We start from the raw sequence: 12,694 nt of genomic DNA on the forward strand, positions 1-12,694 counted from the left end.
GGGCAGGAGTGAATCTCAATAATTATCAAGAAGGAAGGAAAAGACCGATCGGCGCTGCATGCGCGGTCGCGGCGCGCACTGCTGCAGCAAAGGCATGGCCGGCTGCAGTTACTTCAACAAGCGAAAGGCCTTGTCGGGCTTGCCGCGCTTACCGCCCGCTTCGATCGGTCCCGCCGATTTTCTGCAGGTGCCGCATGCTGGTGCGCATGCGTTCGGCGAGGCGCGAATTGCGTGCCGGGATGGCGCGCTCGGCGATGGCGCGAATGGTGCGGTCGTCGCCCAGTACCCAGAGCTTGCTGCGAGCGCGCGAGAACGCGGTGTAGAGGATGCCGCGATGCACGAAGTTGGGAGAGCCGTTGGTGCACACGAAAATCACGACTTCATATTCGGAACCCTGCGCCGCATGCACCGTCATCGCATACGCCAGCCCGACGGACTCGACCTCCTTGCCCGGGAAGCGGATGGCGCGGCCGTCATCCAGTTCGAGATGCAGCTCGGTCACGTTGCGCCCGGTTTCATCGACGCTGAAGTCGCGGATGAAGCCGGTGTCGCCGTTGACCACCTGTTCGGCCAGCTTGTTGCCGGCGGCATCGATGCCGTGTTCGATCAGGATGTTCTTGCGGATGATGATGCGGTCGCCCGCATGCAGCGTGGTACCGACGACGCGTCGGCCGTCAGGGTTGAGCCTCTGCCTCAGCAATTCGTTGAGATAGGTGATGTTCCAGCCGGGCAGGTGAATGTCGCCCTTGCGGCGCGGCATCAGCAGCCCGACGCGCACGATGCCGTAGCGCTCGATGGCTGCCAGGTAAGCATGGGTGACCCGTGTGACGCCGACATCGTCCGGCTCCGGCAGGCGGTGCGAAAAGCTGACATCTTCCCGGTTTTCGCAGTCGACAACGCCGCTGCCGGCCTGGCGCACTACGTCAAGGATGCCGCCGTCATTGCGATAGGTATGTACCAGCCGGTGATGGTCGAAGGGCATCTGCAGCAGGTCCTTGAGCACTTGGCCAGGACCGACCGACTGCAGCTGGTCGACGTCGCCCAGGAACACCACATGCGTGTCGGGACCGACCGCATCCATCAGCGAGCGCGTCAGCATCAGGTCATCCATCGAGGTTTCGTCGGCGATGACGATGTCGGCATCCAGCGGATTGTGCTCGTTGAATTCGAAGCCTTCCGCCGTCACGCCAAGCATGGCGTGGATGGTGGTGGCGGACAATCCGAAGCGCTGCACGCGGGAAGACAATACCTTGGCGGCCTTGCCCGTCGGCGCGCAGAACAGGATCTTTCTTTCCCTGGCCACATGTACCAGGATTTCCATCAACGCGGTCTTGCCGCAGCCGGGCCCTGCCGTCAGCGTGTGCACAAGGTGGGTCGATGTGAGAATGCCGATGATTGCCTTGCGCTGCGAAGCATCGAGGCGAAATGCCTGTGCGCCGGTCGACAGCATCGCCTCCGCGGCGGCAATCTCTCCGTCGAGTTCCTCGGCGGAAGCATCGATGATGGGCGCGGCCATCTGCAGCGCGCGCACGGCGAGGTTGCGGGCCAGCGCCCGTTCGGCATTCCACAGGTGACGCGGATAATGGCGGTCGCCGTCGATGACGATCGGTTCCTTGCGCACCTTGGCGGCCGCCATCGCCCGTTCCGGGCTGACGTCGGGATCGATGGCGCCGATGCGTTCCGACAGGTTTTCCAGGTTGAGGTGAACATGGCCATTGCGCTCGCAGCCGTCGCGCAAGGCATGGGTGACGAGCGCTGCAAGGCGGAATTCGTGGAAGCGGGGGAAGCCGATGCCGCGCAGCGCGATCAGATCGGCGGCGGCGAAGCCGTAGCCGTCGATATCCTGTATCGGCGCATACGGATCTTTTGAATACAGTGCCCAGGCGGCGGCAATGGGCTCGCGCTTTTCCTCGACGCGTCCGGCCAGCCATTCCGCCAGCTTGCGCAGGATGCTGTCCTTGACGCCGATGATGCCGACCCGGGTCGACAGGTCGCGATAAACCAGCCCTTTCAGGTCTTCCGCGCCGGCCACCGACACCTTGCGCTTCGTCACCCTGGTGAAGTCGAGGGCGTACGGATTGCTCACCAGCTGGTCGCGCAATTTCGTCAGGTCGCCGCGATAGAGGTCGACGATCTTCCTGGCGGTGACCGCGCCACAACCCTTGAAGTTCTTGCGCAGGTGCTGCACCAGCGCCTCGTCGTCGAGCGGAATGTCGATAGCCGCTATTTCACATTCGAACTGCCTGCCGAAGCGCGGGTGCACGACGACGCGCCCGTCCATCCTGTAGCGGTTTCCTTCCGTCAGGCCGACCAGGGACTCGCCGGTCACCACCAGGTAGTCGCCGTCCTCCAGCCGCACGATGCCCCGGCCCCAGCGTTCGTTGTACACCTGGCAGGACGTTAGCGTGCCGGTTATCTGCTGAGTCTCCGCTGCCATGCCCGCCATTGTCAAAAAGAAGCCGGCAATCCAGTGCGCTGGAGTTGCCGGCTTTGGAAAAGCTCATTCATCGCGTTGCCTGAATGAGCCTGCTTCGCTCGTTACGCATTGCTGTTGCTTAGAACGGAATCGCATCGTCCACGAAATCGTAGCGCGAGGCGCTCGAACGGGCGGCTGCGCCCGATTCGCGGTTGTGTGCCTGCCCCTGGTCCGAGTCGGCATGCTGCTCCGTCTCTGCATGATCGGCATCGGCGCCGTGATCATGCTCGTGCGTACGTCCGCCAAGCATGCGCATGTCGTCGGCGATGATTTCGACCGCGATGCGCTCGACATCATCCTTGCCCGTCCACTTGCGTGTCTGCAGGCGGCCTTCGACATAGACCAGCGAACCTTTCTTCAGGTATTCGCCGGCGATCTCGGCCAGCTTGCGGTACAGCACCACGCGATGCCACTCGGTGGTCTGCTTGCGTTCGCCGCTGGACTTGTCCTTCCAGGTTTCGGTGGTGGCCAGCGTGAACTGCGTGACGGCATCACCGCCCGCGGTAACGCGGCGCTCGGGGTCGCGGCCGAGATGGCCGATCAGTGTGACTTTATTCAGTGTAGCCATTGCAATCTCCTCTGATTGGAACTACTGGATTTCAAGGCGTACGCCTTGTTCGGTATGCACTCCCGCCACCGGTATCCCGGATTTCAGCGCCGCGGCGATGGCGCGCTTGTTCGGTGTCGGCGCCGGCGCTTCATGATGCGTGAAGAACTCCGGCTGCAGCTGCCGCTCGTCGTCGATGACCACGGTCAGCGGATTCTTCCTGACCGCCATCGAGAACAGCGCCGTATTCACCTTGTCCCGCCCGGCCGTGCGCATCAGGTCGAGGATCAGCTGGCGGCCGCGCTGGGCGGCACGCTGCAGGCCCTCGTGACGGGCTTCGAGATGGGCAATGGTCTGCTCCACGCCGCGCTGGGCGGACTCGATGTTCCTGACCATTTTTGCCAGGTTCTCCAGCCGCGCGTCGAGCGGCTCGGACATGCTTTCCAGCGTATCGGCGACGACCTGTTCGTCATCGTGCCGCTCCGCCAGCAGCTCGGCCAGCCGGCGGTATTGCGCGGCGACTTCGAACGCCTCGAAGATCGGATTCATGCAGCCAACCCGTAGGCTTCGTCATGCACTTCCAAGAGGGCCTTGCGCTGGTCCTTCAGCGCCGTCAGCTCGGCCAGCGCGTTGGCGTCCGGCAGCGAATTGGCGACCCGGTAGGCCACCGAGAACGCGCGGTACAGATCGTCGAGGTTGCCGGCGCGGTTGATCGCATCCATCATCGCGGTCTTCTGGTCTGGCGACATCACGTTGGCGGGCTGCGCGCTGTCGACGCCGCTGTTGAGCCAGCTCAGCAGCTTGCGGCCGGTTTCGACGTCGGGCCGGAAGATCTCGGCGTCGAACAGGCGGGTGCGGTCCTTGCCGGCATAGGCCATGTGCTGCACGTCGAGTTCGAAGAAGGTGGTGAACTCGTATTCGATGCCGTCGCGCATGATAGGCGCCAGGCCGATCTTGCGCACCACCTGCTTGCCGGTGCGCTCGTCCTTTTCCTGCACGTACTCGGTCTTGGCGCGCATGGTCGCGATGATGTGGCAGCGGCTCTGCAGCAGCGCTTCCACCAGCGCATTGTGCTCGGGCGTCACCTGCCGCCATGCCTGCCAGCTGTTGCCGGACTTGTCGGCGATCTTGCCCTGGCGATCGAGCGAACCGCCCTCGCCGCTCCAGGCATGGGTCAGACTGTCGATGATGATGGTCGACACGCCGATGTCTTCCAGCGCATGGATGGCCTCGATGTAGCGCGCCGGTGTGTACGGCGGAGACAGCGACAGCACGTCGTAGCCTTCGGGCAGCAGATCGGCATAGAGGTCGCCGCTGCCGTGTTCGGTATCGATCATGCCGATGCGTCCGCCCAGGCCGCTGGCGATCTGCAGGGCCGAGTAGGTCTTGCCGCTGCCGGCCGGACCCGACATGCCGAGACGGAGTTTCGCGCGGCGCTTGGTTGCACGGTGAATTTCAAATGTAGCCATGGTAAGTCGTGTCCTTTCGGGTTTCTCGTCAAATTTCTCGAACTGCTCCTGACGGCCGATCTGCTCGTACCACTGCATGCCGCCATCATCCATATCAGCTTGGCAATCCATCAAGCGATTCCAATCATTGAGATCCGTTCATCACTACCGCTTCGGTAGCGTTTTTATTCGTTTCTCCCTGCTGCTGTCTTGCTGTCTTGCCTGCATCAATGCAGGTTCTTGATATCGGCCTGCTCCAGCAGCGCCACTTCATCGGCGTCCTTGCTGCTGCCCTGCAGCAGCTGCTCGGCGTGCGCAGCCGCCATGCGACCCATTTCGACCGCTTCGCGCAGCACCGGCTCGCGTGCGGCTACGTCACTGCCCAACGAAGGCGTCCAGCGCGCCGGTTCGCGGCGCAGCCGCGCTTCAAGCACGCATTTCAAATACAGTTCGCGAAACATTGCCTGCGCGGCGCCAATGTCGCCGCTTTCAAGCATGGGCAGCACCGCGCCCCATGCATGGGCCATCTCTTCGGTCCATACCACGGAGCTGCGTTCGTCTCGCGGCAGAAGCGCCCAGGCCTCGTCCACGCCGGGCCGGCCATCCTCGAGGCGCAGGAGGATCTCCTTGACGCGCAGCGGCCCGTGCAGTTCCAGCCTGCAGCGCGCCAACGCGGTCATCACGTCGTCCTCGCTGAAATCCGCGAGGTCGTTCGCCAGCATTTCGGCGGCTGCGCGCGACAATGCCTGTCCGCACACCTCGGCCGTCAGCGTGATGGCCTCGATCAGTTCGCGATAGCCGATGTCGCGGCGCGGATTGCTGGCGGCACTGCGTTCCTTCCACTGCGGATAATGAATTTTCGTCTTGCTCATAAACCCTGTTTACCGTTCTCGAAATTTGCCCATGTCATGGCGCGGCCATCTCTCTTACACAACTGATTTGGTCGCACAAACTAACCCAGCATCACATTCCCGGGTTACACTGCCAACCGCGGAGCACCGCGAGCAGGCCGCTCATGACGCTGTCAAAAGGAAGAAATCAATGGCGATGGATAGTGCACAAATCCGGCATAGGAACTTTCACAAGCTCTACACCGACTTCATTGACCAGCGCCCCCACTTGCCGCATCGCGGCATGCTCAAGCTGTTCGCCGAGCAGCTAGGTTTGTCAGACCGATACCTCAGCCACATCAAATGCAACCGCAAGAACATCGGAAGCAATGTCGCCCGCAATATCGAAGAGCGACTCAAGCTGCCCCGCGGCTGGATGGATCGGGAACATGACCGGTTAAATCCACCGGTCGACGAGAACGAAAAGCTGTTTATCGAAATGGCATTGACGCTGTTTCGAACGCAGCAGGCGGAGGCACGCGAATTCATGATCACCATGTTGCGCCAACGTCTTGAGGCTTCATCCTCCAAGCCAGAAACCCGGCAGGCACGCCGGTAAAAAGCTTGCCTGAAGCATACGCCAGGCACTGTTCATACAGTCTTTTCTAGCACTGTATGCATATACAGTATTTTAATCAAACAGGGGAATTAGTACAACAAGAATTTCGATATTTCCTGCGAAAGCAATGGCTTTCCGCCGCCATGCACACATTCACGCAACACGTTGAATTTACACATGTTTTCCTTCGAGGAAAGGCAGGGGAACAATAGAGTACCGCTTCTTTCATATGCGTTTTCTTCGCTTTTTTTCAAGCCGCTTTCTGCACATTTTTTCAGCAAAATTACGACTATAGAAATTGCATATATTTAATTAAATTAATGAAATTCCGAGCAGTGTTTTCTTAATGGCATGCAATCTTAATTAATTTGCCACATGCTCGTTAATCAAATTAAAACATTGCATGTTGTAAATTAAACTTGAGTATTTCTGCCATGCCGGCAAAACCGGCATGGGCTTCAGGCAAGAACGAGAATGTAAGCGGTGAGCAGGCCGCAGACGATGACCGCATTGGCCACTGCATATTTCCAGTTGATGCCAAGGCTGATCCGGTAAAGGCTGACGCCGGCATAGCGGCTTGCGGTGAGCGACAGCACGGAGAACGGCGTGACGCTGGCGGAAAGACCCCAGCCGGCGAGAATGGCGGCCATATGCGCGATCGGAGGGATGGCCAGCACCGCGGGCGTCAGCGTCGAGGCGAGAAAGACTGCGGACAGTACCGGATGAATGCCCGCTAGAGCGGCCGCCATGATACCGAGCACGAGAAATCCCACCGCCAGGAACGGATGGCCGCCCAAGTGGGCGCCGATGAAGGAAACCCATGCCTCGGGGAAGGCGTCGGCCATGATGCTGCCGGCACAGCCGGCCGACAGGAAAAGCATGGCTTCACTGCCGAGGGCGGGAAACAGGCGCATGCTGCCCAGTAATCCGCGCACGCCGCTAGCCAGCCTCCGGCCAGGCTCTCCCATGCCGGCGTTGAACGCGAGCGACACCAGTGGCCCCATCATGATGATGGCGGCGGAAATCATGATGTGGAGCATCCTGCTCAGGCTCATGATCACCAACAGGAAACCGAGCAGGACGAGCACGACCGGCGCGGCGATCCATAGCAGGGTCGACAACGGAGTGGGCGGCGCTGCGGCCGACGTGGTTGCGACCCCCGCTGCACTATCGTCCGCTACCGCATCGGCAGCTGCGGCGCGCCTGGCGGCGGCGTGCTGCATGAACACGCTGACTGCCACGGTCAGCTGGCCGAGGGCCAGGCCGACCGGGAACACCTCCGCCCAGTGCAGGCTGGGGTAGAGCGCCAGCAGAATGGCCATGTTGCCGAATACCGGGCTCCAGCAGCTTGCGGCGGTAAAACCGCGGCTGACCGAGACCACGGTTGCCGTGCGCGTTTCACTCTGCTTTTCCGTCGGCGGCGCGGCCATCACGAACATCAGGTTGGCGCCGGCGAGTCCGAGAATGCCGGAGAAGAACTGGCTGGCCAGCGTGAAGGCGGCATAGCGCGGCGTGCCCTGGCGTTCGCGCAGCGCGGCGCCGATCATCTGGATGCGGGGACTTTGCACGGCACAGCGCGCGATCAGCAGCACGCTGGCCGTCAGCGAGACCAGCATGCCGGATACGAACACCCCGCGCTGCACCGCCGCGACCGCATCCTTTGCGAAAGGCACCGCCAGCAGGCCAACCGAGAACAGGATAAGGGATGTGGTGCGCAACTTGTTGTTGATGCGCCCGAAGCCGGCGGCAATCAGCAGCAGCATCGCGCCGAGCATGGGCAGGTAGAGCCAGGCGGGCCCGCCGAAGGCGCGCGCCAGCGAGCTTGCCGCAAGCGCCATGACAGCAGCGATGCCGAGCCTTGCGCCGATATCGTCAGTGTTCTCCGGTTTGTTCCGTGTTTCGGTTTCGTGTCGATCGGACGGCATGCTTCCCCTACCGGTTCGCCGGCGTCGGCAGGGACAGCAGCTCGTTGTCTTCTTCCTTGCGCAGCTGCGCCATGTGCATCGCGTACTGTTCCAGCCGCTTGTCTTCATCGGTCTGCGGCACCCAGGCAGGAACGCCGACGCTGTCGCCGCCGCCGTCGACGGCGACGAAGACGATCAGGCAGCGTGTGGTCAGCTTGCGGGCGCCGGTACGCGGATCGGTGGCCGACACTTCCACCGCGATATGCATGCTGGAACTGCCGGTATGCACCACGCTGGCCTTCACGTCGACCACCTGGCCGATGAAGATGGGCTTGTAGAAACGGATGCCGCCGACATAGACGGTGACGCAGTAATAGCCGCTCCAACCCACCGCGCAGGCATAGCCGGCCTGGTCGATCCATTTCATCACGGCGCCGCCGTGGACCTTGCCGCCGAAATTGACATCGCCCGGTTCGGCGAGAAAGCGCAAGGTTATTTCGCGCGGACGGCTGGTTTCTGCTGCGGTCGTGCTCATTTTGTTCTCCCTGTTTTCATGACTGGCCCGCATGCGCTGCAGGATGGCCCCCGGTGCGGCTGCTTGCCGCTGCTTGCGGATGCTTCCAAGTGTTGCAGTGTAATGGCTATCCGCTCTTGCTGGAATAGGCGCCGGCAATTCGAAAGCGCGCCTGACTGCCAGACTCTCTGGCCAGCTGTCCAATCGACTTGCGGCGATTGTGGGAAAATCAGTTGCAACAAGCGTTCCGGAGCAACAGGACGCTTCATTTCGCCATCCAACGGGAACCCGCAATGAAACATCGAATTCTCCAGTTTGACCGCCTGCAACCCTCGCTTGAAGCCGCGCTCGCCGAACGCTACGATGTGCACCCGCTCTGGACCGAATCCGATCAGAAAACCTTTCTTTCCCGGCACGGCCATGAATTCGTGGCGCTTGTGACCCGTGCGGCCAGCGGCGCCGACGCGGCCCTCATCGACGGTCTGCCTTCGCTGCGCATCATTTCCAGCTTTGGCGTCGGCCTCGACAAGATCGATCTCGATGCGGCGAAGCGCCGCGGTGTCGCGGTCGGCTATACCCCCGACGTGCTCAACGATGCGGTGGCCGATACCGCATTCGGCCTGCTGCTCGATGTCGCGCGCGGGTTGTCGGCGGCGGACCGGTTCGTGCGCAGCGGCGAATGGCCAAACAGGAATTTTCCCTTGTCGGTGCAGGTAAGCGGCAAGCGGCTCGGCATCCTTGGCTTGGGCCGCATCGGCCGAGTCATTGCCCGGCGCGCCTCGGGCTTCGACATGGAGGTGCGGTATCACAACCGCCGCGAGCTTGCCGATGCGCCTTATGCGTATGAATCCTCGCTGGAAGAGCTGGCCCGCTGGGCCGACTTCCTGGTCATTGCCAGTGCCGGAGGAGCGGAAGCCCGCCATCTGGTATCGGCGAAGATCATCGACGCGCTCGGACCGGCCGGCTTCCTGATCAACATCTCCCGCGGCACGGTGGTCGACGAGGCGGCGCTGGTGGATGCGCTCGCGCAGCGGCGCATCGCCGGCGCGGGACTCGACGTGTTCGAGAACGAACCGCATGTGCCGCAGGCGCTGTTCGCGCTCGACAACGTGGTGCTCCTGCCCCATATCGCCAGCGCCACGCATGAAACGCGAGAAGCGATGGCTGCGCTGGTGCTTGAGAACCTCACGCACTTCTTTGAGCATGGCGCGCCGAAGGCATCCGCAATCTGACCACGCCCGAACCAGGCTTTTAGCATGTCAAACAGGCAATCCTCGCATGCATAAGTTGCACCGGTACGACGTCAAGCGCTGAAATTGCACTCGATCCAGCCCTGTCTGGGCAGGGTTTCGCCAATTTCAGCGCGCCTGAAATGTTTCCTTATGGCATCATTCGGGGTGCAGCATACCGATCCATGTACCCCTGCTTCGCCGAGAAGACGGGCCGCCATCGCGAGCAGCCAAATGAGTCCGCATTTCCCTCCCAGCCAAAGCCTGCCCGGCACCAAGTCGACCATACGGCGCGTCGCCGATTCCGCACCCATGGTGATGTGGATGCTGGACGCGAAGAATTTCTGCACCTACATCAATCCGAGCACCGCCGCCCTGTTCCGCAAGGACGAGAAGATCGATATCTCGGCCTGGCTGGAGTTCATGCACCCGGACGACATGCCGCGCGTTCTTCCTGCGCTGCGTGCAGCCATGGAGGACAGGCGCGAATACCAGATTCGGTACCGGATCCTCCGCAGCGACGGCTCGGTGCGCTGGATGATGGGAACCGGCACGCCGCGTTTCGGATGCGGCGGCGAATTCCTCGGATACAACGGCAGCGAGATCGATGTCAGCGACCATCATGCGGCCCTGGAAGACATCAGCAAGAGCGAGGCCACGCACCGTCTGCTGACGGAAAACAGCTCCGACGTAATCACCCATCACGATGCCGCCGGCATCGTGATGCACATCTCGGCCTCGGTTGGCCCCATTCTCGGATTCGAGCCGGCCGAACTGATCGGAAAGTCGGCCTACGATCATATTCATCCCGAAGACACGGCACTCGTCATCGATGAGGTGCAGCGCCAGCTCGCCACCGGCGACGAAGGCCGGATGGTGGAGTTGCGCAAGCTGCACAGGCAGGGCCATTACGTATGGATGGCGACGAAGATGCGCACGCTGACCGATCCGGTCACCAGGGAATGCACCGGCGTGATCTCGGTATGCCGCGACGTCAGCTTCGAACGCCAGGCCAGGGAGGAACTGAAGAAACGCGAGGAGCGCTTCCGCAGCCTGACCACGCTTTCCTCCGACTGGTACTGGGAGACCGACGAAGCAGGCCGCTTCACCTTCATTTCCGAAGGCGCGGAAAAGATCTTCGGCGCGCCGGTCGACTACTTCCTCCAGAAGACGCGCGCCGATCTTGCGCGCGATGCTTCGGAACCGGGCCTGCGGCTGTATCTCGAAAAACTGGCGAGCCGGCAGCCGTTCCGCGATCTCCGCTATGGCGGTTTCGCTCCGGGCGACGGCAGGGTGCGCTACGTCAGCATTTCCGGCGAGCCGGTCTTCGACGGCGGCATCTTCCGCGGCTACCGCGGCATCGGCCGCAACGTGACACGGGAAATCGAGGTCGCCGAACGCCTGGTGCAGCTCGCCAACGAGAACAAGGCGCTGGTCGAAAATTCTCTCGACATCATCGCGCTGCTGGATGCCGATGGGCATTTCCTGCGCATCAATGGCGCGCTTACCGAAATCCTGGGCTATCAGCCGGACGAGTGGCTGGGGCGGCCTTATGCCGACTTTCTGCATGCCGACGAACTGCAGGACACCCGCGCGGTCGATGCAGGCCTGCGCACCGGCAAGAACACCATCCACGACTACGAGACCCGCTGGATCCGCAAGGACGGCAGCATAGCCTATCTGTCGCTGTCGGCCCGCTGGGCGGAAGACAAGGCTGCCCTGTACGTAACCGCGCGCGATGTGACCGCCCGCAAGCAGGCCGAACGGCGCCTGGAGCACCTGGCCACGCATGACACGCTGACCGGCTTGCCGAACCGGGCCTTTCTCAATACGCATGTGCAGCAGATGCTGGAAAGCACCCCGCACAGCCAGGGCGTGGCCATCTTTTTCATCGACCTCGACCGCTTCAAGGAGGTCAACGATTCCTTCGGCCATGAACCAGGCGACATGCTGCTGTGCGAAGTGGGCCGGCGGCTGCAGCATCGTCTGCGGCCGGGCGACTTCATTGCCCGCCTCGGCGGCGACGAATTCGTGGTTGCCGCGCCCTGCTCCGCCGGCCGCGAGTCGGCCGAGGCGATCGCACGCAAGCTGCTGGCAACGCTCGGCGCGCCGGTCCAGGTCGCCGGCCAGGAAGTGTTCGTCGGCGCATCGATCGGCATCAGCATGTTCCCCGACCACGGACAAACCAAGGAGCTGCTGTTCCAGTGCGCAGATACCGCGATGTACCGCGCCAAGGCGGCCGGGCGCAACGGTTACCGCTTCTTCGCGCCGGAGATGAGCGTCGAGGCCAAGACCCGGATGAAACTGGAGCTGTCCCTGCGCCATGCGCTGGAGCGGAGAGAACTGTCGCTGCATTACCAGCCGCGCATCGACCTCAAGACCATGTCCATCGTCGGCATGGAGGCATTGGCGCGCTGGCATCATCCGGAGCTGGGCGATGTGCCGCCGATGCAGTTCATTCCCATCGCCGAGGAAAACGGCCTGATCGAAACGATAGGACATTGGGTGCTGGAAGAGGCCTGCACCCAGGCGCAGCGGCTGCTGGGGAAATTCGGCCGGCAGCTGCGCATCTCGGTCAACCTGTCGGCGCGCCAGCTCAAGTCCCGCAGCATCGTCGAGCAGGTGCGCGGCGTCCTGGACCGGACGGGCATCCCGCCGCAGCTGCTGGAACTGGAACTGACGGAAAGCGCGCTGATCGACGACATCGCGCATTCGGCCGGCGTGCTCAAGCAACTCAAGTGTTTGGGCATCCAGCTTGCCGTCGACGACTTCGGCACCGGCTATTCCGGCCTGGCCTACCTGCGCCGCTTTCCGCTGGACGTGCTCAAGCTCGACCGCTCCTTCGTGATGCACCAGGACGAGGATGAAAACAGTTCCGAATTCATCAAGGCCTTCGTCGACATGGCGCATGCGCTGAAGATGGCGGTCGTGGCCGAAGGCGTCGAAACCGCCGAGACGCTGCAGTTCCTGCGCAACGCGTCCTGCGACGAAGCGCAAGGCTACTTCCTGGCGAGGCCGTTGACGCTGGAAGCGTTCGAAGCCTACCTGTCGCGCCTGCCCGCCGCGCAAAGGCATGCAGGATAGCGCCGCCGGTCCGGGCAGGCCGCGGCGCCGCGCTACAATGCCG

General features: G+C 62.4%; 10 protein-coding genes. 3 read left to right on the forward strand and 7 right to left on the reverse strand.

Features of this window, described 5'->3' with window-relative positions:
* Positions 1–148: 148 nt before the first annotated feature.
* The 5 genes from RY831_RS21050 to RY831_RS21070 form a co-directional block, all read right to left on the reverse strand.
* The gene (locus tag RY831_RS21050) at positions 149–2,437 is read right to left on the reverse strand and encodes an ATP-dependent DNA helicase (RefSeq protein WP_326508337.1); all 2,289 of its coding nucleotides are present in this window, start codon (positions 2,435–2,437) and stop codon (positions 149–151) included.
* Between the two features lie 118 nt (positions 2,438–2,555).
* Positions 2,556–3,044: a single-stranded DNA-binding protein gene (ssb, locus tag RY831_RS21055; RefSeq protein ID WP_326508338.1), complete on the reverse strand. Its 489-nt coding sequence runs from the start codon at positions 3,042–3,044 to the stop codon at positions 2,556–2,558.
* 21 nt (positions 3,045–3,065) lie between these two features.
* Positions 3,066–3,572 carry a siphovirus Gp157 family protein gene (locus RY831_RS21060; RefSeq protein WP_326508339.1) on the reverse strand — a complete coding sequence of 169 codons (507 nt, stop codon included), beginning with the start codon at positions 3,570–3,572 and terminating at the stop codon, positions 3,066–3,068.
* The gene (locus RY831_RS21065) at positions 3,569–4,603 is read right to left on the reverse strand and encodes an ATP-binding protein (RefSeq protein WP_326508340.1); all 1,035 of its coding nucleotides are present in this window, start codon (positions 4,601–4,603) and stop codon (positions 3,569–3,571) included. Before RY831_RS21065 ends, RY831_RS21060 begins: the two co-directional genes overlap by 4 nt.
* Before the next feature lie 95 nt (positions 4,604–4,698).
* Entirely contained in the window at positions 4,699–5,343 is a 645-nt protein-coding gene (locus tag RY831_RS21070) for a hypothetical protein (protein ID WP_326508341.1), read from the reverse strand.
* A gap of 31 nt (positions 5,344–5,374) precedes the next feature.
* On the opposite strand from RY831_RS21070, the gene RY831_RS21075 reads away from it, so the two are divergent.
* Positions 5,375–5,920 carry a hypothetical protein gene (locus RY831_RS21075; RefSeq protein ID WP_326508342.1) on the forward strand — a complete coding sequence of 182 codons (546 nt, stop codon included), beginning with the start codon at positions 5,375–5,377 and terminating at the stop codon, positions 5,918–5,920.
* A 458-nt stretch (positions 5,921–6,378) separates the two neighbouring features.
* Here RY831_RS21075 and RY831_RS21080 read toward each other — a convergent pair whose 3' ends face one another.
* Positions 6,379–7,845: a hypothetical protein gene (locus tag RY831_RS21080; protein ID WP_326508343.1), complete on the reverse strand. Its 1,467-nt coding sequence runs from the start codon at positions 7,843–7,845 to the stop codon at positions 6,379–6,381.
* Positions 7,846–7,852: 7 nt separating this feature from the next.
* Positions 7,853–8,359: an acyl-CoA thioesterase gene (locus RY831_RS21085; RefSeq protein WP_326508344.1), complete on the reverse strand. Its 507-nt coding sequence runs from the start codon at positions 8,357–8,359 to the stop codon at positions 7,853–7,855.
* 272 nt (positions 8,360–8,631) lie between these two features.
* Between RY831_RS21085 and RY831_RS21090 the strand changes: the two genes are divergently transcribed.
* Together RY831_RS21090 and RY831_RS21095 are read left to right on the forward strand one after the other, a co-directional pair.
* Positions 8,632–9,570: a 2-hydroxyacid dehydrogenase gene (locus RY831_RS21090; protein WP_326508345.1), complete on the forward strand. Its 939-nt coding sequence runs from the start codon at positions 8,632–8,634 to the stop codon at positions 9,568–9,570.
* 231 nt (positions 9,571–9,801) lie between these two features.
* Entirely contained in the window at positions 9,802–12,651 is a 2,850-nt protein-coding gene (locus RY831_RS21095) for a sensor domain-containing protein (RefSeq protein ID WP_326508346.1), read from the forward strand.
* The last annotated feature ends 43 nt before the right edge of the window (positions 12,652–12,694 follow it).

The sequence above is a fragment of the Noviherbaspirillum album genome (genome assembly GCF_035916955.1).
Taxonomy (GTDB): domain Bacteria; phylum Pseudomonadota; class Gammaproteobacteria; order Burkholderiales; family Burkholderiaceae_D; genus Noviherbaspirillum; species Noviherbaspirillum album.